13 protein-coding genes are annotated in these 23,451 nt (G+C 70.0%); 6 read left to right on the forward strand and 7 right to left on the reverse strand.

From position 1 onward, the window contains the following. Positions 1 to 90: 90 nt before the first annotated feature. The 4 genes from ACFS27_RS26175 to pstC all read right to left on the reverse strand — a co-directional run bounded on the left by ACFS27_RS26175 (position 91) and on the right by pstC (position 7,558). Positions 91 to 2,805, reverse strand: a complete 2,715-nt coding sequence (locus tag ACFS27_RS26175) for a hypothetical protein (RefSeq protein ID WP_377189760.1) — start codon at positions 2,803 to 2,805, stop codon at positions 91 to 93. A 436-nt stretch (positions 2,806 to 3,241) separates the two neighbouring features. Then, positions 3,242 to 5,074 carry a phosphate ABC transporter substrate-binding protein PstS gene (locus ACFS27_RS26180; protein ID WP_377189762.1) on the reverse strand — a complete coding sequence of 611 codons (1,833 nt, stop codon included), beginning with the start codon at positions 5,072 to 5,074 and terminating at the stop codon, positions 3,242 to 3,244. Next, a complete protein-coding gene (gene pstA / locus ACFS27_RS26185) occupies positions 5,071 to 6,429 on the reverse strand; it encodes a phosphate ABC transporter permease PstA (RefSeq protein WP_377189765.1) in 1,359 nt (452 codons plus the stop codon). Before pstA ends, ACFS27_RS26180 begins: the two co-directional genes overlap by 4 nt. A gap of 7 nt (positions 6,430 to 6,436) precedes the next feature. After that, the gene (gene pstC, locus ACFS27_RS26190) at positions 6,437 to 7,558 is read right to left on the reverse strand and encodes a phosphate ABC transporter permease subunit PstC (RefSeq protein WP_377189768.1); all 1,122 of its coding nucleotides are present in this window, start codon (positions 7,556 to 7,558) and stop codon (positions 6,437 to 6,439) included. A 175-nt stretch (positions 7,559 to 7,733) separates the two neighbouring features. Here pstC and ACFS27_RS26195 point away from each other — a divergent pair, with 175 nt between their 5' ends. After that, positions 7,734 to 9,251, forward strand: coding sequence for a sensor histidine kinase (locus ACFS27_RS26195; protein WP_377189771.1), 1,518 nt, complete (start codon positions 7,734 to 7,736; stop codon positions 9,249 to 9,251). Next, positions 9,248 to 9,904 carry a response regulator gene (locus ACFS27_RS26200; protein WP_377189774.1) on the forward strand — a complete coding sequence of 219 codons (657 nt, stop codon included), beginning with the start codon at positions 9,248 to 9,250 and terminating at the stop codon, positions 9,902 to 9,904. Before ACFS27_RS26195 ends, ACFS27_RS26200 begins: the two co-directional genes overlap by 4 nt. A 60-nt stretch (positions 9,905 to 9,964) precedes the next feature. On the opposite strand, the gene ACFS27_RS26205 is transcribed toward ACFS27_RS26200, so the two are convergent. Continuing rightward, a complete protein-coding gene (locus ACFS27_RS26205; protein ID WP_377189777.1) occupies positions 9,965 to 11,068 on the reverse strand; it encodes a non-reducing end alpha-L-arabinofuranosidase family hydrolase in 1,104 nt (367 codons plus the stop codon). A gap of 218 nt (positions 11,069 to 11,286) precedes the next feature. Beyond that, on the reverse strand, positions 11,287 to 12,324 hold the full coding sequence (locus ACFS27_RS26210) for a LacI family DNA-binding transcriptional regulator (RefSeq protein WP_377189780.1): 1,038 nt from the start codon (positions 12,322 to 12,324) through the stop codon (positions 11,287 to 11,289). 78 nt (positions 12,325 to 12,402) lie between these two features. Between ACFS27_RS26210 and ACFS27_RS26215 the strand changes: the two genes are divergently transcribed. From ACFS27_RS26215 to arfA, 4 genes are all read left to right on the forward strand, one after another. Continuing rightward, on the forward strand, positions 12,403 to 13,299 hold the full coding sequence (locus ACFS27_RS26215; protein WP_377189783.1) for a carbohydrate ABC transporter permease: 897 nt from the start codon (positions 12,403 to 12,405) through the stop codon (positions 13,297 to 13,299). After that, positions 13,299 to 14,159 (forward strand): carbohydrate ABC transporter permease, encoded by an 861-nt coding sequence (locus tag ACFS27_RS26220; protein ID WP_377189786.1) that lies wholly within the window; start codon positions 13,299 to 13,301, stop codon positions 14,157 to 14,159. The genes ACFS27_RS26215 and ACFS27_RS26220 overlap by 1 nt, the downstream gene beginning before the upstream one ends. A 28-nt stretch (positions 14,160 to 14,187) precedes the next feature. Further along, positions 14,188 to 15,519: an ABC transporter substrate-binding protein gene (locus tag ACFS27_RS26225; RefSeq protein ID WP_377189789.1), complete on the forward strand. Its 1,332-nt coding sequence runs from the start codon at positions 14,188 to 14,190 to the stop codon at positions 15,517 to 15,519. A 108-nt stretch (positions 15,520 to 15,627) separates the two neighbouring features. Beyond that, positions 15,628 to 17,139 carry an arabinosylfuranosidase ArfA gene (gene arfA / locus ACFS27_RS26230; RefSeq protein ID WP_377189792.1) on the forward strand — a complete coding sequence of 504 codons (1,512 nt, stop codon included), beginning with the start codon at positions 15,628 to 15,630 and terminating at the stop codon, positions 17,137 to 17,139. A gap of 99 nt (positions 17,140 to 17,238) precedes the next feature. On the opposite strand, the gene ACFS27_RS26235 is transcribed toward arfA, so the two are convergent. After that, a complete protein-coding gene (locus tag ACFS27_RS26235; protein WP_377189795.1) occupies positions 17,239 to 23,439 on the reverse strand; it encodes a S8 family serine peptidase in 6,201 nt (2,066 codons plus the stop codon). Positions 23,440 to 23,451 lie beyond the last annotated feature (12 nt).

Raw genomic sequence — 23,451 nt, forward strand, 5'->3', positions numbered from 1 at the left:
CCTTCCACGTACGGGCGGGGGTGGTGCCCGTACGGAAACCTGTGTGGAGTTGTGCTCGTTCGACCGCCGGTGCCGGGAGGTTGAGCTGAGTCAGCCGGTCACGTCACGTCGTCGCATGAGGAACGGGGCGCCGACCATGCCGGCCAGACCCGCGACGAGGGTGCCGCCCAGCGCCACCGACGCTGCCAGCGGGGCGGTGTCCTGCGTCGCCGCCGCCTCGGTCTGGGTCGTCGTGGGGTCGGCCCCTGGGCCGCCGTCAGCTCCTGGATCGGACGGCGGACCGTCAGCCGCCGGGTCGTCGCCGCCCTCCGGGATCGGCACGGTCGCACTGGTGTCCGCCGGATCGTCCGAGCCATCGGCGGCGTCACCGCTACCGGATCCGCCGGTCCCGTCGCCGGCGCCCCCGTCTGAGCCGTCCGGCGCCCCGGACGGGTCCGGCTCGTCCGGCATGGTGGTCAGCCGCTCGGCCAGCTCCAGGGCCGCGTCCTGCTGCTCGGCGGTGAGCGGCACGTAGCCCTCCGGCAGGCCGCCGCGATCGCCGGTGCGAACGTTGCCGTCGGTGGCGGCGTAGGTGACGAAGTGCGCGTACTCCTGGCGTGCCTCCAGATTGAGGCCGACCGCGTTCAGGTTGGCCGCCGCGTACAGCGTGGCCGCCAGAGGGTAGGCGCCGTCGGGAAGTTCCGACAGGTCCACCGTGCCCAGACCGGTGCCGGTGTCAGTCGTGTGCGCGGCGATCCCTGCGGCCACCGAGTCGTCGTCGTACGGGACGAACTCACGTGCCGTGGCGACCGTCTGCTTCTTCGTCGATGAGGACAGGGGCTGGGCGAGGCTCGCGGTGGTGAGCCCGTACTGCTCGGCGGCGGGTGCACTGGTGGGACCGAAGACGAGCCGGCCCCCGATGCGCCCTGGTAGTGCTGGATCAGCCGGGACGAAGGCGCCGATGCTCGCCACACCGACGAGCTTTTGCGGGTCCCAGGCCCTGGTGTATCGCGAGTCCGCTCGGGCGATGCGTTCCGCGTTCGCGGTGAGCGTCGTCGAGTAGGGAAACATGGCGGTGGAGTCGAGCACCTGCTTCTGATAGTTGGGGAGCTGGACCGGCAGCTCCGGGTCGTCCGGGTTCACCGGGTAGATGGTCTGATCCTGCCTGGGGAACGTGTCGATCGGCGACGACAGCAGGTCGGCGCCTCCCCCGAGTGCCTCCGAGTGCTTCGGAGGCAGGTAGTACGGGTTGACGGTCGTGCCCCAGGGGTCGGGGGATCCCTTGAGGAACGCGACGGCGTCGGCGTCGGCGAGCACGTACTCCCACAGCGAACGGAACGCGTCGTCGCCCTGCGGCCCCACGACGACCCATGCCCCGTTCACGACCTGGGGGTTCAGGTCGGTGGGGTTCCCGAGCGCCTTCCACTCCTCGTCGGCCGTGATGTCGCTGAGCGCTTTTACCCCGGGGATCTCCCCGGCCCTGTCGGCCGTGTAGCTCTGGGTGAGCAGCTTGGCCACGAGCCGTGGGGTGAGCTTGAGATCTCGTGCGGTCCTGCCGTCCCGTTCCTCGAGGAGGAAGCCGATGGTGACGGCCGAGTTGGCCACCGGTCCGTAGCCCAGGTCGGCATCCTCGAGCAGCGCGGGGTCAGCGTTGGCGATGGTGGACTCGGTCAGTGGCTCGGCGACGACCGCCAGCCCGGCGGCCCCGGTGAGGAGCTGGGAACGCACCAGGTCTCCGGCGTTGGTCGTCAGGCTGAAGGTCGAGCCGTCGTCGCCGTTGCAGAGGACCGGCTGCCATGAGCTCATCGCGTCGGCGAGCAGCTCGCTGCCCACGATCCGGCGTTCGGACGTGCCGGCCGGGCAGCTCACGAACGGGTTGCTGAAGTCGAGCGGCACCACGATCCGGTTCGACCACGCGCCGCAGGCCGAGGCGATCGGCGAGCTCAGGTTGTAACCGGCTTCGCCGTGACCGGCGCCCTCGCGCGGAGCGCACCGCTCGGCGCCAGGCAGGTTCGTCGAGTGGCTACCCCGCGGCACGATGACGAGCCAGCAGCGCTCGCCGGCCTGCGACTCCGGGTTTCCGCACCCGAGGTAGGGCTGGGCGGCGGCGGACTGCGCGACGAACGTAGCCGTGGCCGTCCTGTCGCTGCCGAAGGGCACCCGCACCAGCTCGTTGGTGGTGGACGCGCTGAAGTACCGGTCCAGTCCCTGTGTGGTCACCGTCGACCCGCTCTCGCCAGGCAGCGTGATCGTCTCCGGCTCCTGGACCTGACCGGTGACCGTCCGGAAGGGCACACGGCCGTCTCCCTCGCCGCGGTTGAGCGTCGCATCGGCGAACCCCCCACCGCCGAAGGCCCCGGACGTTGCAGCATCGGTGCTCTTGGCGGTCTCGAACCCGGACAGCGCGCCCCACTGGCACGTACTCGCGAAGTCGGAGGCGTCCGGATCGCCCCAGCACTGCATGACCTGCAAGAAGTTCTGCGAACCAGGCAAGAAGGACTCACGCATGCTCTGCGCCATGCCGCTGGCCGTGAGGGTGATCCCCTGGTCGGTCAACCCCTTCGTCTGCGAGACGGTGACCTGCAGATCCTTGAAGTCGTCCCAGAACCCCGAGTTCTCGTACCGGCCGCCCGGAGCGACGTCGTCGCGAGAGGGCTGGAACTGCTGCAGCTCCCCGTTGTCCCCGGCCCACTTCACGGTCACCGCGGAGTCCGTCTCGCCGGCCGCCCGTGCGTCCGACGGCGCGTACAGCGCCACGAGCCCACCGGCCGAGGCCAGCGTGACGATCGCGCCGAGCACGCTGATCGTGCGACTGCGGAGCTTCATCGGGGTTCTCCGTTCGACTCGTGCGCTACGTCCCCGGCTCGCACCGGTCCGGACGGGGAAAGCATTGCCGCCGACCGCCGATATTGGCAACCATAGAAATGGTGGACGGACAATTGAGAAAGGGCGCTGCTGCGGCGGACGGCAGGTGAACAACACGTTTCAAGCGCCGCGCAACCGGCGGAAACACGTGCCGCCAGCGCCGTCGTCCTGCGGTTCCGACACGCCAGGCCCGCCGAGCGTTCCCCCAGTACACCACCCAAAAGGAGGGGGCTAGCCCGCTCCCTGAGGATGGGACGCACGACCGCGGCGTGCCGAGGGATCCACGATGCGGAACGCATTTCACCCCTTTCGCCGAATACACTTATGTCATTCAGCGGGTTATTTTCCATGGCCTGCTCGCGGACGCCGGGAATGGCCGCGGAAACATCGTCGGAAATCAAGGCGTCACTCCTCCTGAAGGCGCGCGGAGGCTGCGGTCACGGGGCACCGGGAGCGCCGTCCGTGCGCGTTTGCCGACCAGCGGCGGCAGCACCGCAGCGAGGATCATCACGAGCCCCAGGCCGACCATCGCGAGCTGCGGGACGAACCCACCTCCGGCCACCGGCAGGGTCTGCGGGGTCGCGGCGACCAGCACCGGCTCGGTGTTCTCGTCCACGACCTCGGCGTCGCCACCACCGCCGGACCCGGCGTCGACGCTGCTGCCACCGCCCGCGTCATCCCCCTGGCCGCCGCCGGACCCGCCACCACCGGCGGAGCCGTCGCCGGACCCGCCGCCGGCCGGACCGTCGTCATCCGGCCCGCCGCCCGGCCCGTCCGGGCCGCCACCATCGGGTCCACCCGACTCGTCGCCCTCATCGCCACCGCCCGCGCCGCCACCGGAGGGCGCCGTGGGAGTGTCCTTGGACCCGCCGGTGCCCGTGGTGCACTGCGTGGGCCCCTTCTTGTCGCACGCCGGCGGGTACGGGGCCTCGTTGGCCAGCTGGTTCGTGCCGTCGGACGAGAACGTGGGGTTGTTGCAGTCGTTGATCCCCTTGATCACCGGGTCGCCGCCGGGGATCTTCTGGATCTGCGTCTGCCCCGCCCGGACCAGGTTGATCGGCAGCGGCGAGTAGCCCAGCGTGTCGGCCTGCTGCTGCCCCTCGCACAGGAAGTAGGCGCCGAAGTCGGCCAGCGTGAGGCCCTTGTCGACCGTGAAGCCGGCGACCTGCGACGTCGGCAGGATGATGTACGAGTAGCTGGACAGCGGGTACACGCGCCGGTCGTTGAAGGAGTAGACGTCCTCCAGGTTCTGCGTGAGGTAGTCGGGGGACGACTTGTTCTCGTTGATCTTCGCCCGGAGCAGCGCCACGGCCACGTTCGCCGCCGTCGGCTCCGTGTAATAGCCCGACCTGTTCAGCATCTTGGCCACCGGGAAGCCGCTGTTCAGCGCGTACGAGTACTCGACGAACGTGATCGCCCCCACCGCGTGGGACTGCGCCACGTACCCGGCCACGCCGTTCGAGCCGGCCCGCGACACGAACCCGGAGCCCGGAGCGACCGGGTAGTTGGACGTCACGCCGCAGTGCCCGTTGATCATCGGACGATTGACCTTGCTGCAGTACGCGTCCCACACCCTGGTCTGCTCGTCGCGCATCCAGATGGAGAACTGGGCGGTGGCTCCCGACCCGTCGGAGCGCACGACCGGCACGATCGGGATGCCAGGCAGCGCGAGCTGCGGGTTGTCCTCCTTGATCTTCGCGTGGTCCCAGCGCGTGATCTCGCCGGTGAAGATCTGGGCGATCGTGTCTCCGGACAGCCTCAGGTTCGTGACCCGCTTGCCGCCGACCTGCAGGTTGTACATGAAGGCGGTTCCGCCCGCGACGATCGGCATGTACGCGAAGTCGCGGTCGGGCCGCACGTCGCCCTCGTTGGAGTTGGCGATCGCGTACGGGATCTCGCTGACGCCGAAGTCCGCCGTCCCGTTGGCGAAGCTGTTGCGGCCCTGGGTGGAGCCCGACTCGGAGTAGGTGATCTTCCACTGGTAGTTGGACCAGACGTTGCGGATCCACTGCTGCAGCGCGTTGGCCGACCAGGTGGACCCGGCGCCGTTGATCGGTGCGTGCACCGTGCCGACGGCGGCGGGCGCGGCCTGCCGCGCGGCCATCTGCTGCGGGGTGGCGCCCGCGGCGGCACCCGCAGGCACGACGGCGCCCGCGATCACGAGCAGCACGCCGAGCCCGGCGACGAGGGCACGTACGCGCAGGGCGCGCCGCGAGGTGGTGGCGGTCATCGTCCGGCCTCCTTGTCATCGGTGGGGGTTTCCTCGCCCGACAGTGGGTCGGTCGACGGCGGGTCGCCCGACGGCGGATCGCCCGACGGCGGATCGCCCGACGGCGGAGCAGCCGACGCCGGGGCGGCCACCGCCGTCGGCCCGCTGCTCCGGAAGCGTGCCGCGACGCGGGCGGAGGCGCGCTGCGCCCGGCGCGCGCCGCCAGGGCTGAGCACCCCGGCGCCCTTGCCGCCGATCAGGCGGGCGAGGGCGAACAGCAGGAAGACGAGCACCATGAGCACCGCCGCCGCGCCGAACCCGCGCGCGATCTGCGACGGCTCGGGGCTCTTCACCAGCGTGAACGTCGCCAGCGGGAGCGACACCATCGGCCCGTCGAACGGGTTCCAGTTGTAGTAGGTCGTGTACCCGGCGACGAGCAGGATGGGGCTCGTCTCGCCGATCCCGCGCGCGGTGCCGAGCACGACCGCCGTCATGAGGCCCGACTTGCTGGTGGGCAGCACCACGTTCCAGATGGTGCTCCAGTGGCTGGCGCCCATCGCGAACGACGCCTCCTTGAGCGTCTGCGGCACCAGGCGCAGCACCACGTCGGCCGACCGGATGATGATGGGCAGGATCATGATCGTGATGGCCAGCGACGCGGCGAAGCCCGACTTCGGCGCGCCGAACATGAGGATGTAGGTGGCCAGGATGAACAGGCCGCACAGGATCGACGGCAGGGCGGTCATCGCCTCCGTGACCGTGCGCACGATCCGGGTGAACGGGCTGGGGAACTCCGCCAGGCACACGGCCGTCAGCAGGCCGAGCGGGATCGAGATCGCCAGGGCGAAGGAGATCATGATCAGGGTGCCGACAGCGGCGTGCGCCATGCCGCCGACGGTCAGCGGGTCCAGCGGGCCGGCCATCGAGAGGTCCTGCGTCCAGAAGTTGGCCTGCGAGAACGCCGACCGGCCCTCCGTGAGCGCGAAGACCACGACCACCACGAGCGCGAGCAGCAGCACGACGGCGCCCGAGTGGATGAGCACGCCGGCCACGCGGTCCTTGATGGTGATGCGGTCGTCGTCGAAGCTGATCAGCACCACGAAGAAGCCGAGGAACAGCAGGTAGGCGATCAGCACGAACGGCAGCGCGCCCTGGAACGGCGCCACCTGGGTGAACAGCCAGGCGGTGGTGGCGACGCCTGCCGCTGCGGCGCCGACCACCCGCAGCACGTCCTCGCGGCGCAGGCCGGACAGCTCGCGCTGGACCTCGGGCCGGGCGGGCGTGATGCGGCCGTCCCGGCCGGGCAGGTGGGTGCGGGTGTACCGGCCGGGCCGGTCGGCGCGGCGCGCGCCCTGGGATGTCTCGGTGACGGTCATGGTGCCCTCAGCTCGCAGCGCCCGATCGGGAACGCTGAATGATGAATCCGGCGACGAAGTTGATCAGCATGGTGATGAGGAACAGCACCAGCCCTGCGGCCATGAGGGCGGACACCTCGAAGTCGTTCGCCTCGCCGTTCTTGAGGGCGATGAGCGAGCTGATCGAGTTGGTGCCGGTGCTGAGCACCTGCCAGTTGATGACGAACAGCGGGCTGATCACGAGGTAGACGGCGATGGTCTCGCCGAGCGCCCGGCCGAGGCCGAGCATGGTGCCGCCGATGATCCCGCCCTGCCCGAACGGGTAGACGACGTTGCGGATCACGCCCCACTTGCTGGCACCGAGGGCCAGCGCGCCCTCCCGCTCCCCCACCGGGGCCTGGTCGAAGACCTCGCGCATGATCGCCGCGGAGATGGGCGCGACCATCATCGCGACGATCAGCCCTGCGAGGACCGCCGAGGCGGTGAACACCGTGGGCGTCGCCAGCGGGTCGTCCGGGTCGAACTGGGACACGGCGAAGATCGGGATCCAGCCGAAGTACGTGGAGACCCACTCCGCGACCGGCAGCAGGTTGCCCTCCAGCCAGTACGCGCCCCACAGGCCGTATACGACGCTCGGGATGGCCGCCATCAGGTCGATGACGCCGATGAGGAAGCGCTTGATCGCCCCCGGTGCGTACTCCGTGATGTAGGTGGCGGTGACGAGCGCGAGCGGCACGGCCACGATGATCGCGGTCAGGCCGATCACGACGGTCCCGAACAGCACCGCCGCGATACCGAACCTGCCCGAGTTGGGCTCCCAGTCCTGCTCCGTGATGAAGTCCCAGCCGGCGACGTCGATCGCCTGGGCGCCCCGCCACATCAGGAAGACGCCGACCAGCGTCATGATCAGCAGCACCAGCGTGCCGCCGGAGTGGGCGGCGACCCGGAAGGTCGTGTCCTGCCAGCCGCTACGGCTCACCAGCGGACGGGTGGGGTCCACCAGGGCGTCACGCGGGGCCGGCGACGTCTCCAGGCCGAGCTCGCGCAGCTCGGTGCGCTGTCGCTCCAGCTCTGCGACGGCCGTGTCTCTCGGGTCGGCGGTCTGGCTCTCCCGTGGCTCACGCACGGGGTCGTCGGGGTCGGGGCTCATCGTGAGGTTCTCCTGACCGGACCGCGGTTCTGTACCGCGGGATGTGGTGCCCTGCGCCATCGGACGGGAACGCTCAGCTCGGCGCCGGTTCGGACGGTGGCATCATCATCACGGGCTAACCCGGCGGGCAAACAAAGCAAATGCGGCGAAAAGGTTGACGGACGGCGGGGTCGAGATGGACACCAGGTGGACGACGCCGGACGGGCGTCCGGAGGTCGGCGAGATGCCGCGGTTCTCGGCGTCGCCGGCGGCGGTACGGCGTGCCGTCCGCAGGTCTCGGCGCGCCGACCGGGCACGCAAGGACCACCCGAAAGGAGGGGGCGGGGACCACCCGATCGGAGGGGGCCCAGCCCCACGTCCGGCCGCGCTGCTCGGGCTGACCCGGTGGGTGGGGCGGAGCGTCGTCGCCGTGCTGCTCGTCGCCAACGTCACGGCCTATCTCGGGTCGCTCGCGCTGCTCGACCAGACCGGTGTGGCGCACACCGCGCAGACCGAGGACTGGCGCGTCACCACCGTCGTCCTGATCGTCGCGTTCCAGGCGGCCTGGCTGCACTGGCTCCGCCGCCAGGCGCTCGGGACGCTGGTCGCCTCGCTCGTGCTGTGGTCCACCGCGCTGCTGATCGGCGGAACCGACGCGCTCCTGCTCCAGCCCGGGGTGCTGCTGGCCGTGTTCAGCTATGCCGCCGAGCGCTCCGGGCGACGGCGCGGCGCGTTCGTCGCGGTGCTCGTCCTGCTGCTGGCGGGGGTGCTGCTGGCAGGGGAGTCGCTCTACCCGCTCCCCGGAGCGCCGGGGTGGCGGACGCCCGCGGTGGTCGTGGCGTGCACGCTCACCGCAGTCGGCCTCGTCGGCGTGCCCGCGCTCCTCGGCGCCTGGTACGCGCAGCTGCGCGACCGGGCCGAACACATCGCGGCCCTCGCCCACGAGATCGCCGGCCGCGAGGCGCACCGGACGGCCGACGCCGTCGCGGCCGCCCGTCGCACCGTGGCGCAGGAGCTCCACGACACCTCGTCGGCCCACCTCGCGGCGCTCCTTACGCTCAGCACCGCCGCGGAGGCGAGCGCGGCGGCCGGCGGCCCGGCGGACCCGCACCTGATGGCGCAGATCCGCGACGAGGGCCAGAAGCTCTACCAGGGCTTCGAACGGATGGTCTCGCGGATGCGGCAGGAGGACCGCACGCAGGCCGGGTCTCCCCAGCCGGGGCACGGCTCCGGCCAGCACACCGTCACCCAGGTCGCCGACCTGGTCGCCGAGCACCACGACGCCGCTGACGTGACCGTCGCGCTCGAGCACGATCCCGGTCTGGCGGAGATCGACCAGCGGCTCGGCCCGATGCGGGGACACATCGCCTACCGCGTGGTCCAGGAGGCACTGAGCAACGCGCGCAAGCACGCACCAGGCGCCGAGGTCACGGTGACGCTCGCGGACGACGGGTCGAGCCTGCTGCTGCGGGTGGAGAACGAGAGTTCACCCGCCGGCCGCACGCGGGACCGTGGTGGTCCCGTGGTCCCACCCCATAGCCTCGGGTACGGCATCGAGGGCATGCGCGACCGGCTTGCCGCCGTCGGCGGGAGCCTGCGCACCGGACCTCGGCACAGCGGCGGGTGGGCAGTACAGGCACTGCTGCCCCATCCGCCGCACCGGACCGACGACAGCGACGGTCAGACCCGTCGCCAGGGAGGTGCGACCACGTGATCACGACACTCGTCGTCGACGACGCAGGGAGCGTCCGGCGGTCCCTGCGGCTCCTCCTCGCGACAACCCCCGACATCCGCGTGGCCGGCGAGGCGAGCAACGGGGTCGACGCCGTCCGGCTGGCCAGGGCGCTGAAACCGGACGTGGTGCTCATGGACCTCCGGATGCCCGGCGGGAGCGGCCTCGACGCCATCGCGGCGCTGAGCGGCCCGGGCGTCGACGACCCCATCCCCGTGCTCGTGTTCACCACGTTCCACCTGGACGAGTACATCTACGGTGCGTTCGAGCGCGGCGCCGTCGGCTACCTGCTGAAGAAGAACCCCGGGGACATCCCTGCCGCGATCCGTGCGGCGGTCAACGCCAGCGCCCTGCAGTCGCCGGCGGTGCGGGAGCGACTCATCGCCGAGTACGCGCGGAGCAGCGGTCCGGCGGGCATCGCACCGTCGGAGAGCCTCGCCGCGCTCCTCACGGACCGCGAGCTCGAGGTGGTCGCCGCCCTGGCGGAGGGGCTCAGCAACAAGCAGATCGCGGTGCAGCTCAACCTCGGCGAGAACACCGTGAAGTGGCACATCGGCAACATGCTCGACAAGACGGGGACCCGCGACCGCACGCAGCTCGCGATCTGGGCCTATCAGCACGGGCTCAACCCCTGACCGGGACCCGCTGACGCAGGGTCCCGGCGCAGGGGCTGAACGCCGCGCTGACGAGTACCGCTAGCGCTCCTCGCACAGGGCGCTGATCGGGTTGGGGCCGTCCGCGGTCAGCAGGCCGAGGCGGTACGGCAGATCGCCGTAGCCGCCACCCTCCACGACGGCGTCGGGGTCGTAGCCCTGGAAGAGCATCTGGAGCGGCTCGCAGGGATCGATCGTCGGCGTCATGCCGCGTGCGGTGCGCAGGAGCTCGCCGTGCGAGACGTCCACCGACCACGGGGCGGTCTCGTAGGTGACGTTGTTCGACCGGGCGAACGGGTTCTCCGCCGTGTCGGCGAGCGGCACCCACTCGTCGTCGTCGGCGTCGGGCGAGTCCGCCGTCCACGACCGGTACAGGCGCGCGCCGTCGTCGCCGATCGCCTCCATCAGCAACAGGTACTTCCCTGTTCCCCGGATCTTGTACACCGCGCCGGCCTCGAAGAAGTCGAAGCGATCAGCCTCCTCCCTCGCGATGACGGTGCTCTCGTCGTACCCGTTCGGGAAGTCGGCGACCGAGGTCTCGGACCGGTAGAGGTGACCGTTGTCGTCGGACGAGAACAGGTAGCACCTGCCGCGGTCGCAGGTGTTCCAGAAGTCGAGCCAGTAGCCGTTGCCGATGTTGTCCTGGATGACCTGAGGCATGTCGGCGTAGAAGTGCCGCGGAGCGCTCCACGACGTGGGGTCGCTGATGTCCGCCGTGGTCGAGTAGGCAGCGTTGCCGTCCTGGTAGATCAGGTACCAGAGCTGCTGCGGCTCGAACCAGAACACCTGCGGAGCAGCGCGGTAGCCCGGCCCGATGGCGGTCTCGTCCAGGTAGTGGAGCGGCGCCTCGTCCGCCTCCGACCAGTCGGTGAAGCTCTTGTAGGCCATGTGCCAGCCCTTGCCCTCGCCGGGCGTGGTCGTCATGAACACGTGGTACTTGCCGTCCGCCCGGACGATGCTCGGGTCCTTGACCGCGACGGAGTCGTGGCTGTCGTCCGGCATCGGCGTGATCACGGGGTCTCCGGTGGTCCAGCTGAACGACGGGGCGTCAGGGCTCGCCTGGGCGACGGGCGCAAGCCCGGCGACGACGACGAGCGCGGCCGCGGCGGCGACGCTCCGGACTGCGGTGCGGAACCTTCGAGTCATCTGCGTGCTCCCTTGCACGAGGGTGATCCGGTCGGGCCGAACTTTAACGTTAAACGTCAGGTGCGACAAGGGCCCCTCGTCACCAGGCGCAGCTAAGGCCCATCCGCGACGACCTGCGACCCGCACCGTTGACACCCTCGTCGAAGCGCCCTACTTTATCGATAAACACCGCAGGGCGACGGGTGACTCGAGGAAGAGAACCAGTGACCGATCGACAACTAGCCAGGCACGTGGGCGCGCGTCGACTCACGCACGACGATCCGCGCCGACATCACCGACTCCACCACGTCGCCGACGTCGGACGGGTCCGCCTCGACCCGGCGCAGGAGCAGGTCCATGATGCGTTCGGCCATCGTGTCGTTGTCGGGGTCCATGGTCGTCAGGCGCGGGACGAGGTACTCACCCTCCGCGTCGTTGTCGAAGCCGACCACCTGGACGTCGTCAGGGACGCGCAGGCCGATGTCGGCCAGCGCGCGCAGTGCGCCCATCGCCGCCGCGTCCGTCAGGGCGAAGGCCCCGTCGAACCGGGCGCCGTCGCGGTGGAGCCGCATGACCGCCTCGTAGCCGTCCTTCGTGGTGAACGAGGCGGCGTCGACGACGAGCTGCTCGTCGACGGGCACGCCAGCCGTGGCGTGCGCCTTCCGGTAGCCACGGGTGCGCAGCGTCGCCATGCTGTCGACGCCGGCGTCCGTGCGGCCACCGATCAGGGCGATGCGTCGCGCACCACGCTCGAGCAGGTACGACGTCGCGAGCTCCGCACCGCCGACGTTGTCCATCATCACGTGGTCGAACTCGCCGGCCAGGCGTCGCTCACCGAGCAGGAGCACCGGCACCTCGACGCCGGCACGACGTACGTCCGCCGTGTCGATCTGCACCGGGCTGAACACCACGCCGTCGTACGGACGTACCCGCTCAGGGGAGATGGCGGAGAGCTCTCCCTCCCTGCTCGCTCCCGTGCGCTCGATGATGACGTGATAGCCCCGCGCTCGCGCCAGGGTGTCCAGGCGAGCGGCGAGGTGGGAGTAGTACGGCCCGTCCAGGTGGGGAACCAGCAGGCCGATCGCACCGCTGCGGCCGGCCCGCAGCTGGCGCGCGGTCGCGTTCACCCGGTAGCCCAGCCTGGCCACCGCCTCGAGCACGCGGGCACGGGTGTCATCACTCGCCCCCGGCCGCCCGTTGATGACATTCGAGACCGTCATCTTCGAAACCCCGGCTTCTCGCGCCACATCACTCATCTTCACCACGCCGCCCATCATGACACCCCGCGATCGACGGCCTCGTCCGTTCGCGCCGGTGTCACCCCATGGCTCTGATCAAGGAGGATCCAGACCGCCGTGAAGCAGCTCCTGTACTCGAAGAAACTCGCGCCATATCTGTTCATCCTGCCCTTTCTCGTGACCCTCGCCGTCTTCTGGGTGGTTCCGCTGGGCCGCTCGTTCGTGATGAGCACCCAAGAAGTGCTCTACGGGCAGGCGACGTTCATCGGGCTCGGCAACTACGAGCGGCTCTGGGGGGACCGCATCTTCTGGCAGGCGCTGTTCAACAGCCTGCGCTACATGGTGCTCACGCTCGTCCTGCTCATCCCGATCCCGCTCGCCCTGGCGGCGCTGGTCAACTCGAACATCGGTAGCGCCCGGATCAAGGGCTTCTTCAAGGCCTCGATGTTCGTCCCGGCGCTGACCTCCGTCGTGGTCGCGGGCATCGTCTTCCGTCTCATCTTCGCGGAGTCCGACTCCGCGATGATGAACCAGGTGGTCGAGTTCTTCGGGTTCGGCCCCGTCCGCTGGTTGCGCAGCGACCTCACCGGGCTCGTCGCGCTGCTGGCCATCGCGCTCTGGCGGTGGGCAGGGGTGAACATGATGTATTTCCTGGCGGGCATGCAGGCGATCCCGACCGAGTACTACGAGGCGGCGTCGATCGACGGGGCGAACAAGTTCCGGCAGTTCATCCACATCACGATCCCCAACATCAAGCCGACGGTCATCTACGTCGTCACGATCAGCATCTACGGCGGCCTCTCGATGTTCCTCGAGAGCTTCATGCTCTACGCGGGCAACAACTCACCCAACAACCAGGGCCTCACGGTCGTCGGATACCTCTACCGCAAGGGCATCGAGGAGAACGACCTCGGCTTCGCCTCCGCGGTCGGTGTGGTGCTGCTCGTCGTCGTCATGACGCTGAACATCTCCTACCTCGTCGCCAGCGGCACCTTCAAGAAGGAGGCCGCGTGATGGCCGCTCAGCCGACCGCCCGCCGGTCCATCGCCCCGTCCACCGCTGCGTGGATCCAGGGCGCCTTCCTCGTCGTGATCGCGCTGATCTCCCTGGTGCCGCTCCTCGCGATCTTCGTGGGCACGTTCCAGGACGGCAACGAGGTGATCCGGCGGGGCATGACGTTCGACGTCGACCTCGGCGCACTGAGCCTGGACAACTACGTCCTGCTCTTCACGGACTCCGGGCCCTACTTCCGGTGGTTCGCCAACACGCTGCTCCTGACGGTCGCTCAGGTCGCGGGCACGCTCCTGGTGAGCTCGTTCGTCGCCTACGGCTTCGCGATGTACGAGTTCCGGACCAAGACGCTGTGGTTCGTCATGGTGCTGCTGGTCATGACCGTGCCGTTCGAGATGCTCATGCTCCCCCTGTACGTCCAGGTGAACGACATGGGGCTCGCCGACACCTACACGGTGATCGTGCTCCCGTTCCTTGCGTCGGCCGTGACCATCTTCTTCTTCCGCCAGTACTTCCTCGGCATACCGAAGGAGATCATCGAGGCCGGCCGGGTCGACGGCGTGAGCGAGTTCGGGATCTTCTTCCGCCTCGTGCTGCCGATCACCAGACCGGCGATGGCCGCCATGGCGATCCTCAACGGGATGCTCTGCTGGAACAACTTTCTCTGGCCGCTGCTGGTGCTGCGCAGCCCGGAGAAGTTCACGCTCCCCATCGGCCTGAACACCCTCCTGACGCCGTACGGGAACAACTACGAGCTGCTCATCATCGGGGCCTTCTTCTCACTGATCCCCGTCCTCATTCTTTTCCTCGCATTCCAGCGGTTCTTCATCGAAGGAATCACCGCGGGAGCGGTCAAAGGCTGACCCCTCCCCAGATCGAACGGAGAAACTCATGACAAGGCTACGGACGACGGTGTCCACGCTGGTCGCCGCCCTCGCGGTGACGGCGCTCACCGCATGCGGGGGCGGCGGTCAGCCAGAAGCACCCGTCAAGAACTCGGACGGCTCGACGACGCTGGACATGTGGACGTTCGCCGACGTGCACGCCGCGTACTACGAGGAGATGGCCGAGCGGTGGAACGAGGCCAACCCTGACCAGGAGATCAAGCTCGAGGTCACCGTCTATCCCTACGACGACATGCACAACAAGCTGCAGCTCGCGGTGAACTCCGGTGAGGGCCTGCCTGACGTCGTCGACATCGAGGTCAACAAGTTCGCCAACTTCGTCAAGGGCGACAACCCGCCCCTGGTCGACCTGACCGAGGCCGCTGCGCCGTACACGGACGACATCGTCCAGGCCCGCCTCGACCTGTACAGCAAGGACGGAAAGATCTACGGGTTCCCCACGCACGTGGGTGCCTTCACGACCTTCTACAACACGGAGGCGCTCGAGGGAGCCGGGATCGACTACACGTCCATCGAGACCTGGGACGACTTCAAGGAGGCCGGCACCCGGTACAACGAGGAGACGGGCAAGGCGTTCGGCGTCGCCAGCACCAGCGTCATGTTCCTCGAGCCGCTCATCGCGGCGCAGCTCGGCGGGCAGTTCTTCGACGCCGACGGCAACGTGCAGGTGAACAGCCCCGAGGTCGTCGAGACCCTCTCGATGGTCAAGGACATGCAGGACGCCGGCGCTGTCTCGACGATCCCCGGCGGGAGCCCCGACTCCGAGGAGGCGTTCGGCGCCATCAACGATGGCGACTACGCCGCGATCGTCTACCCGGCGTGGTACACCTCCCGCTTCGTCGACTACATGCCCGACCTGGCCGGCAAGGTCGCCATCGCTCCGGCGCCGGTGCCCGACGACGCCGTCGTGCAGACCATCGGCGGCGGCGGCACCGGGGCGGCGGTCCCCGCCGTCTCGCCGAACAAGGACCTCGCCGCCGACTGGCTCGCATTCGCGAAGCTCTCCCCCGAGGCGAACGTCGCCGTGTGGGAGGTGCTGGGCTTCGACCCGGTGAACATGGCCGTCTGGGAGGACGAAGAGGTCACCGACAACCCGGAGAACAAGTTCAACAAGTACTTCCAGAACAACCTGTTCGACGTCCTGCGCGAGGTGCAGGACGGCATCGGGCACTTCGAGTCGTTCAGCGACCCCAACTGGCCCACCGTGGACGACACGTTCCGCACGGTCACGCTCAACGAGATCTACGAGAACGGCACTCCGGTCCAGGAGGCCCTTGACCAGGCGCAGACCGACCTGCAGAACCAGCTCGGGCAGTAAGGCCCTGGTCCTCTGAACGCACAGGCGGGGCGGCTGCCGTCGCCACGGCAGCCGCCCCGCCTGCGCGAAGCATGCCTCAAGCACCGACCACCGAGGAGTACATCACTCATGCTGTCCGCATCCGTCACCATCGACCCGGCGTTCGTCGTCGGGCCGGTACGCCCCCGCACGTTCGGCTCGTTCGTCGAGCACCTGGGCCGCAGCGTGTACACGGGCCTCCACGACCCCGGCCACCCGACCGCCGACGCCGACGGCTTCCGTGGTGACGTCGTCGAGCTCACGCGCGAGCTCGGGGTCTCGACGGTGCGCTATCCCGGCGGCAACTTCGTCTCGGGGTACCGCTGGGAGGACGGCATCGGACCGGTCGAGCAGCGCCCCCGGCGGCTCGACCTCGCGTGGCACTCGACCGACCCGAACCTGGTGGGGGTCGACGAGTTCATGCGGTGGTGCGCCAGGGCCGGCGTCGAACCGATGATGGCCGTCAACCTCGGCACCCGCGGGGTGCAGGAGGCGCTCGACCTGCTCGAGTACTGCAACGTGCCGGGCGGCACGGAGTGGAGCGACCTGCGCAGGGCCAACGGTGCACAGGACCCGTACCGGATCACGATGTGGTGCCTCGGCAACGAGATGGACGGGCCGTGGCAGATCGGCCACAAGACCGCGTACGAGTACGGGCGGCTCGCTGCCGAGACCGCGCGGGCGATGCGCATGGTCGACCCGGACCTCGAGCTCGTGGTGTGCGGCTCGTCGGGCTCCCAGATCCCGACGTTCGGCGAGTGGGAGCACACGGTGCTCACCGAGGCGTACGAGCACGTCGACCACATCTCTGCGCACGCGTACTACTGGGAGGAGGACGGCGACCTCGCGTCCTTCCTCGCCTCCGCCGTGGACATGGACCACTTCGTCGACTCGGTGGCCGCGACCGCCGACGCCGTGCGCGCGGCGGGCAAGCACACCAAGCGGATCCACGTCTCGTTCGACGAGTGGAACGTCTGGTACCAGAAGCGCGCCGAGTCCCGGCCCCCGTCGGGCGACGACTGGCCGGTGGCGCCGGTGCTGCTGGAGGACCGCTACAACGTCGCCGACGCCGTCGTGGTCGGCAACCTGCTCATCTCGTTGCTGCGGCACACCGATCGCGTGCACGCGGCATCGCTCGCGCAGCTCGTCAACGTCATCGCGCCGATCATGACCGAACCGGGCGGGCGGTCCTGGCGGCAGACGACGTTCCATCCCTTCGCGCTCACCGCCCGGCACGCCGCAGGGGACGTGCTGCGCCTGGCCGTGGACGCGCCCGTGCAGGAGACGGCCAAGTTCGGCCCCGTCCCGGTGCTCGACGCCGTCGCGACGCACGACGCCGAGACGGGCTCCGTGGTGATCCTCGCGGTGAACAGGTCGCTCACCGACGACGTGGCGCTCGACGTCGACCTGCGCGGCTTCCCCGGGCTCCGGGTGGTCGAGGCGCTCACGCTGTCCAACCCCGACCACACGTGGTCGGCGACGGCGGACGACGCCACCTCCGTGCTGCCGCGGCCCAACACGACGGCGAAGGTCTCCGACGACCGCGCGCACGTGGACCTGCCGCCGGTGTCCTGGTCGATGATCCGGCTCGAACGGATCTGACACGACGGCGGGAGACGGAATCGTGCGAAGAGCCTCCCCGGTGGTTCGCCGGGGAGGCTCTCCGCACGAACGCCCGACGGCGTCGTGGGTATGGCCGTGTCAGAGCCTCGGGTCCTCCCGAACCGCCAGCGCGCTGAGGACCGGGTGGTGCTTGCCCGTCTCGCCGACCAGCTCGACGGTCAGGTCGCCGCCCAGGTGCTCGACCGTGGCGTTCCGCTCGTCGGCGGTCAGCCGACCGGCCTCGGCCCGGACGTCGTGGTCGTAGAGCACGACCTCGCCGTTCACCAGCACGTCGAACGTCCGCCGGCCGACGGCGGCGTGGTCGATCTCGGCGAACCCGAGGTCGATCTGGTAGCCGCCTGCCGGGACGTCCTCGAACACGTAGCTGAACGTCGCGCCGGTCCGTTGGGTGCGGAACAGTGCGTCGTCCTCGGTGTTCTCGATGTCGGCCCGGGTCGTCCGGCTCTTTCCACCGACATGTCCCCACTCCCGGTCGGAGTGGAGCGCCTGGTCCGCCGACCAGGCGAGGCCGTCGGTACCGACGGTCCCAGGCCCACCGACGTCGACACCCAGCCAGTACGCCGACGTCGCGATCCGCGCCCGCTCGTACTGCTCAGGCGTCCTGCCCGCGCTCGAGGACACCAGCACGTCGCCGACGACCAGCCCGGGATCGATGCCCGCGTTGTCTGCCGACACGGTAGCCGTGGTGGACTCGCCCACGCCGAGCTCGACCGTGCCCTCCGCTGCGTCCCCTGCCATCGAGAGCCAGGGCAGGTCGACGGGCTCATGCTCCCCGTCCCCGTCCCGGCCCTGCTCGGACAGGTCGACCTCGAGCGGGGCCGTCCCGGTGTTGGTGACGGTCAGCTCGGCCGTCGCCCTCTGGTCCGGGCCGAAGAACCACTCGAGGTCGTCCCCGGAGATCGCGGCGATGCCGGTGGCCAGCGCCGCGTCGAACGCCTCGGCCTGCCCCTTCTCGGAGACCGTCACCGTGTCGCCGGTCGGTGCGTAGTTCCGCGACCGGACGTCCACCGTGTGCTCACCGACCAGGGCCTGCGCCTTCCAGCGCCCCTGCTCGTCGGCGGTGATCGTCCGCGTGCCGCTGTCGGGCGCGGTCAGGGTGACGACGGCGCCCGCGACCGGCTCGTCGTCGTTCGCGTCGGTGACCTCCCCCTCGATCGTGCCCGTGTCCAGCAGGACGTACTCCAGCCCTGCCCCGGCGGTCAGCACGGGCTGGTCGTAGGAGTACTGGTTCGCCCGGTTCCCGTCCAGGCTCTCGATACCCACGGTCGCCGACGCGCCCCGGGTCCGGGGGTTCTCCCCGCCGATGCCGTCGCCGTAGCCGATCTGGATGCGGCCGTCCTCGACCAGCGTGACCGAGAAGCTCACGCGCTCCGACTGCTGGTCGGTGAAGGTGACGTCGCGGTACTCGATCACCTGGGCGTCGAGTCCGTCCACCTTCGTCGTACCGATGTGGATCCCTGCCTCGTCGTCCACGAGCAGCTCGTCCCAGAACGGGTAGATCGCGTCGGCGGGCCGCGGTGTGGGCAGCTCGGTGTTCGGCGAGTCGGACCGCCTGCGGTCGAAGGTCAGCATGCCGTTGCTCGCCACGCACACCCCGTCCCACGTCGTGTCGTAGAACGGGAAGTCGAAGCCGAACCACAGCACCCCGCAGCCGCGGCTGCCGGACCAGCCGGTCTCCGTGGTGCCCTGCCGGTACACGCCGGAGGTCTCCGTCACCTCGTACGGACGGTCGACCGGAGCGACCGGCACCTCGCCCGGCTCCGGCTGCTCCGGCTCCGGGCCCGGTGTCTCGGCGCCACGTGGGTCGAGGGTCACCCGGAGCGCCGCGAGCGCCGGGGCCCGCAGTCCCTTGGCGCCCCTGAGCTCCACGGTCAGCGGACCACCGGTGTGCTCGACGGCGGCCGTGTGCCAGTCAGCGGTCTGCCGGCCGGTCGTGCCGGACGGGTCGTAGGAGTACAGCGTGAGCGAGTCGTTCACGAGCACGTCGAACACGCGCCTCCCTGGGGCCGCGCTCTCGATCTCGGCGAAGCCCAGGTCGATCGCGTAGGTGCCCTTCGGGACGTCGTCGAACGTGTAGGACAGGTCCTCGTGCCGGGCGGTGCGCTGGGACTGGAACAGGGCGTCGTCCGTGGTGCCGTGCACAGCGCCCCGGGTGGAGATCTCCTTCGTCCTGCCCTCGTACCCCCACGGGCCGCGGTGGAGCGGCCGGTCGGCCGACCAGTCGAATCCGGTGCCGTCCGTGAACGCCTTGCCGCCGGCGTTGACGCCGACCTGGTACTCGGTGGTCGTGAGGGTGACGGGGACGTACACCTTGGACTGCCGGCCGGAGTCGGACCGCACCACGATGTTGGCGCCGAGGGCTCCCGGATCCAGGTCCTCGGCCGAGAGATCGACCTCGACCGTCGTCGACTCGCCCGGGGCGAGCGTGCCGCCGGTCGAGGAGAGCGACAGCCAGGGCAGGTCCGTGATCAGGTCGTCCTCGACGTCGACGAGCAGTACCTCGTCGGCGATCTGGTCGGTCGCCCACAGGGCGCCGGTTGCGTCGGTCGCGAGGCCGCCGCCCTGTAGCTGCAGCTGGCCCGGGAACCACCAGGCGTTCACGAGCGAGCAGTCGACGGGGTCGACCTGCAGCAGCCGGCTGGGCCGGTTGACGGCTCGGTCGGTGTACCAGATCGTGTCCGACGCCTCGTTGTACGCCAGGCCCATCACCTCGGGCAACGGAGGGGAACAGTAGGAGAGGAACTCCCCCGGTGTCTCGTGCGACGTGCCCGCGACGGTCCCGATCGCGCCGATTCCCCGGCCGCCCACGTAGAACACGTCCAGGCTCGCGTTGTAGGCCAGCCCGGTCAGCTGCGTGTTCGACCAGGCTCCCTCGATCTCCCGGGTCTTGTCCCCGGTGTCCGGGTCGAAGCAGTGGATGAGGCTGGCCGGGCTGTCCTCCATCTGGCACATGTCACCGGTGCGGGTGTCGAACGCCAGGTCGAAGGCCCGGTAGTCGGGGTTCCACTGTGCTGCGAACTGCTTGCCGGTCTTGCGGCCCGTCACGGTGTAGGCGGTGTTGGTCCGTGCGTTGTAGTCGTGGACCCATACGTCGCCGTCGTAGCCGAGTCCCGTTGGCGAGCTCTCGTCGGCGCCGTCGCCGAGCTTGATCCGGGTGATGACGTCGCCGCCGGAGTGGGTGCCGACCTGGTCGGCTGCTTCGGCGAGCACGGCGTCCGCCTTCGCGCCCTTGCCGTCGGCCTGCGACGGCTCGTGGTCGCCGGCGGAGGCCTTGGCCGCGGCCTCGTTCCAGGCCGACAGGTCGATCGTGCTGTCGGCTCCCGTGCCGGTGCGCGCCGTGGCCGCTCCGGTGTCGAGCTCCGGGTGGCGTGCCGCCTCCCCCAGGTCGTACGTGAGGGGGGCGGAGCCGGAGTTGGTCAGGGTCAGCGACCCGGTGCCGTTCTGGTCGGTGCCGAGCACGGCGTCCAGCCCGTCGGTCGTCAGGCCGGTGACGCCGGTGGCGAGGCGGGCCTCGACCTCGGTCTCGGCGTAGGGCTCGTCGAGCGAGAACTCGTGGGACTCGGTCACGTAGTCGGGTGCCGAGACGGTCACCGTGTAGTCGCCGACGGGCAGCTGCCGGCGCATGACACCGGTCGAGCTCGTCGTCAGGCTCTCGACCAGGCCGTCGTCGTCGGAGATCGAGACGCTCGCCCCGTCCACCGGCAGGCCGTCGTTGCGGTCGGCGACGGTGAGGTCGAGGTACCCGAAGTCAGGCAGGTCGTAGGTGACGACCAGTCCGTCGTGGAGCACCGGGGACCGCTCCGAGAACCGGATGCCGTCCACGCCCTCCCAGCCCTGGATGCCCGTCGTCGCGACGCGGCCGGCCGTCAGCGGGTCGTCGCCGCCCACGCCGTCGCCGTAGGCGACGATCACCTTGCCGGACCGGGTGAACGTGGTGGAGAAGCTGACCGTCCCCTCCGACTCGCGCGGGAAGTCGGAGCCGCCCCAGACGGTCATGTCGCGGTACTCGACGACGAAAGCGTCCTCGCCGTCCACCGTGGTGGACGCCGTGTAGACGCCGCCGCTGTCCGTCCGCAGCGGGCTGGCCGTGTAGAACGGGAAGACGCCCGCACCGCCCACGCCGGGCCCGGCGATGGTGTCGTCCACGGAGACGACCCCGCGCAGACCGATGTTGAGGGTGTCGTGGGTTCCGTTGTAGAGCGCGATCGGGGACGGCAGCGACACCTGGGACCAGACCCCGCTCGGGAACTCGACCTTGTCGGTGCCACGCCGGTAGTCGCCCTCCGAGACGGCACAGGTGTAGCCGCCGTCGTCCACGACGAGTGCGACGGCGATCTCGACCGAGCGCGTGTCGGGCCCGACGGTCAGGGGAACCGTCGTGGGCGAGAAGCACGCGTTCGGCAGCACCTTCAGCAGGTGGTCGCCCTCCGGGACGTCGGGGATCGTGAACGTGCCGTCGGCGTCCGTGCGGACGGCGTCGAGCGGTGTGCCCTCGACGGAGACCTCCGCCCCCGGCACGGGCTGCTCCTCCGCGCCGAGCACCACACCGCGGACCTCGCGGGTGGGCGCGGTCTCGAGCACGACGTCGACCGTGGTGTCCTCGCCGACTCTGACGGTGGCGCTCGTCGTCGACGGCACGTGCCCGAAGGCCGTCGTGGTGAGGTCGTAGTCGCCCGCGGGCAGGTGCAGCGAGAACGTACCGTCCTTGGCCGTGCCGACCGTGCGGTCGAACGGGCCGCTGATCGTCAGCTCGGCCCCGCCGACCGGCTCGCCTCCCGCGGTGACGACGCCGCTCAGCGTGCCGCCTTCCTGCGGGGCGAGCTGGACCAGCCGGACCAGGTCCAGGCGCCCTTCGCCGTACTTGTTGTTGAGCTCCGCTGTGCCGCCGCACGAGGTGTCGTCGACATCGTGGGCCGACTCCGCGAGCAGCCGGCGGGTCTGCTCGATCTGCCCGATGAGCGTCGGGTCGTAGCTCCACAGCGCCGCGACGGCTCCCGCGACGTGCGGGGCTGCCATCGACGTGCCGCTGATCGTGTTGTAGCCGTTGCCAGGCCACGACGACCGGACGCCGACGCCGGGCGCGGAGATCTCGGGCTTGATCACCCCGTCCTCGCCCTCGCCCTTGCGGGAGAACGCGCCGAGCACACCGTTCGAGGCGAATGCGCCCACGGAGTAGGCGTCCGGGTGCGCACCGGGTGAGGAGACGGTGTCGCACGCCGCGCCCGGTGAGGTGTTGCCTGCCGACCAGACGCTGAAGATGCCTGCCGCCGTCCACGCCTCGTCGATCGCCGTGAAGAAGTCGGAGTAGGCGCGCTCCGCCGACGAGCCCCAGGAGTTGTTCACCACGTGCGGTCGCTTCGACACGTCCGGGTTCTCGCCCTCCAGGTCGGTGGGAGCCAGCAGCCACCAGCCCGACTCGAGCAGCGTCTCGAACCCGGTGGCCTCGCAGCAGCCGTCCGTCGCGATCCACTGCGCGTCCGGTGCGACGCCCACCTGGTTGCCTGCTTCGTCGTCGCCCACCATGGTGCCCATGGTGTGCGTGCCGTGACCGTTGTCGTCGCACGGTGCGTCCCCGCAGGTGCCACGGGTGCTGAACCAGTTGTAGTCGTGCTCGAACGTGCCGCCGGCAGCGGCGCCGCGGTACGTGCCCACCAGTGCCGGGTGGTCGAACTGGACCCCTGAGTCGATGTTGGACACCGTGATGCCGGCTCCCGTGGCCCCCAGCTCCCAGGCGGCGGGTGCGTTGATGTAGTCGAGCCCCCACTCGACCTCGGACGCCGCGGCGCGCGCGGCAGGTGTGGCGGGTTCCGGCTGCACCGGTTCGACCAGCCCGACGTCCGGGGTGTCGTGGACCTCCGCGACCGCCTGGTTCGCGGCCAGGTCAAGCGCGAGACTCTCGGTCGCGTCCTTGACCAGCACCGCGTTCGCGATCGGGAACGACTCGTAGCCGACGCCGGCCGCGTCCAGCTCGGCAGCGACCGTCGCCAGCGACTTCTCGGCGGTCTCGGTCAGCGCGTCGTAGACGAACTGACCGCGTTCGGTCCAGTCCGCGATGCGCGCGGCGGGCGCCAGGTCCGCCCTGTCCTCGAACCGGAGCCAGAGCTCGGCGGTCCGGTCGTTCCGGAGCGACGCCCGCAGCTCCGGCTGGATCTTGTCGGCGGACTCGACGGAGTCAGCAGTCGGCTCAGGTGGCGGCGTGGCCGCCCACGTCGGTGGCGCGGCACTCAGGCTGAGGCCCGCCACCAAGGTCAACGCTGCCGTGACGGCAGTCAGTCTCACTGGGGCATGGAT

Source organism: Promicromonospora vindobonensis (assembly GCF_042685865.1).
Lineage (GTDB): Bacteria > Actinomycetota > Actinomycetes > Actinomycetales > Cellulomonadaceae > Promicromonospora > Promicromonospora vindobonensis.

Excerpts from the sequence above, each read along its gene's own strand:
- ACFS27_RS26220 (WP_377189786.1), top strand. The coding sequence starts at position 13,299 with ATGGCCGCTCAGCCGACCGCCCGCCGGTCCATCGCCCCGTCCACCGCT.
- arfA (WP_377189792.1), top strand. The coding sequence starts at position 15,628 with ATGCTGTCCGCATCCGTCACCATCGACCCGGCGTTCGTCGTCGGGCCG.
- ACFS27_RS26180 (WP_377189762.1), bottom strand. The coding sequence starts at position 5,074 with ATGACCGCCACCACCTCGCGGCGCGCCCTGCGCGTACGTGCCCTCGTC.
- ACFS27_RS26175 (WP_377189760.1), bottom strand. The coding sequence starts at position 2,805 with ATGAAGCTCCGCAGTCGCACGATCAGCGTGCTCGGCGCGATCGTCACG.
- ACFS27_RS26195 (WP_377189771.1), top strand. The coding sequence starts at position 7,734 with ATGGACACCAGGTGGACGACGCCGGACGGGCGTCCGGAGGTCGGCGAG.
- pstC (WP_377189768.1), bottom strand. The coding sequence starts at position 7,558 with ATGAGCCCCGACCCCGACGACCCCGTGCGTGAGCCACGGGAGAGCCAG.
- pstA (WP_377189765.1), bottom strand. The coding sequence starts at position 6,429 with ATGACCGTCACCGAGACATCCCAGGGCGCGCGCCGCGCCGACCGGCCC.
- ACFS27_RS26210 (WP_377189780.1), bottom strand. The coding sequence starts at position 12,324 with ATGATGGGCGGCGTGGTGAAGATGAGTGATGTGGCGCGAGAAGCCGGG.
- ACFS27_RS26205 (WP_377189777.1), bottom strand. The coding sequence starts at position 11,068 with ATGACTCGAAGGTTCCGCACCGCAGTCCGGAGCGTCGCCGCCGCGGCC.
- ACFS27_RS26225 (WP_377189789.1), top strand. The coding sequence starts at position 14,188 with ATGACAAGGCTACGGACGACGGTGTCCACGCTGGTCGCCGCCCTCGCG.